This is a genomic window from Facklamia sp. P13055, assembly GCF_050409445.1.
Classification (GTDB): Bacteria; Bacillota; Bacilli; order Lactobacillales; family Aerococcaceae; genus Facklamia.
On record NZ_JBNUPL010000049.1, the window covers coordinates 1 to 1,181 of the forward strand.

1 protein-coding gene is annotated in these 1,181 nt (G+C 39.0%); it reads left to right on the forward strand.

The annotated features are described in order from the left end of the window. Positions 1 to 97 precede the first annotated feature (97 nt). On the forward strand, positions 98 to 1,042 hold the full coding sequence (locus ACQV2O_RS08575; RefSeq protein WP_428874605.1) for a DDE-type integrase/transposase/recombinase: 945 nt from the start codon (positions 98 to 100) through the stop codon (positions 1,040 to 1,042). Positions 1,043 to 1,181 lie beyond the last annotated feature (139 nt).

Sequence of the window (1,181 nt, forward strand, 5' to 3'; positions counted from 1 at the left end):
TGTTAGACGATAATACATATGTGACATAAAACAAATAAAAATAGGGAGCTTCTGTTACACTAAAGATATACAAACAACTTAGCGAAAGGAAGCTCCCATGAAAAATATTATAACAGAAGAAATGCGATTAAGAAAAAGAATTGTAGAGTATGCCATCGAACATGATAATAATGCAGCAGCAGCTCGGCGTTATCATACGTCTCGACAAAATGTAAAACGTTGGCGTGATCGATATGACGGAAGTTGGGAGAGTATAAGAAATCAATCACGACGTCCTCACTCACACCCTAATCAGCATACCGATAACGAACTACAAATAATTAAAGCAAAATATCAACGCTATGGTCATGAAGGGCTCGCGGAAGTTTATGTTCAATGTCAGCGTGAAGGTTATTCACGTAGTTATGATAGTATGTGCAAACAGATTCGTGAGCAGGGTTGGAATAAGAGCGTAGCGGATGCTAAGAAAAAATATCCCAAGTCTAGATGGAAACCGACCCAAGTAACTTATCCAGGCGAAAAGGTACAAATCGATATCAAATATGTGCCCATGCATTGTCTTAAGTTTGATTCGAAAGGCATTCGTTATTATCAAATCACAGCGATCGATGAGTATTCGCGCAAACGCTACTGTGAGATTGTGGATGAAAAAACGGTCACCAATACCGCTTTATTTTTATTAGAGTTAGAAGCGTGTCTAGGCTTTGATATCACGAAGGTTCAAACAGATAATGGGCGTGAATTTACCAATGATCCAGATGTTACCGATAAACTAACCATCTTTGAGGAGATATTAGAGAGTAAGGAGATAGAGTATCTCAAGACCCGTCCCTATTCTCCATGGCAGAACGGCATAGTTGAAAGAAGTCACCGAGAAGATGGGGAACGATTCTACAATCGTCGAGAATTTAAGAGTGTGCAAGAATTGAAGAAAGCACATCGTCGATATGTGAACCGAGGCAATAATATCCATCGAAAGGTTTTAAATTTTAAGAGTCCCAATGAAGTAGTACGCGAATACTTTAGGAACAAGCCTGCTTAGTCTTTCTTAATGATCTCAAATTCTTTACTTTTGTCAAGGATCGCTCCGCTTTCCTCTTTGACAAAAGTAAAGAATTTGAGGGCTAGACGCTAAGACATAAGCATGCCCATTTAGAAGCACCTTGTGTAACATATGTTTG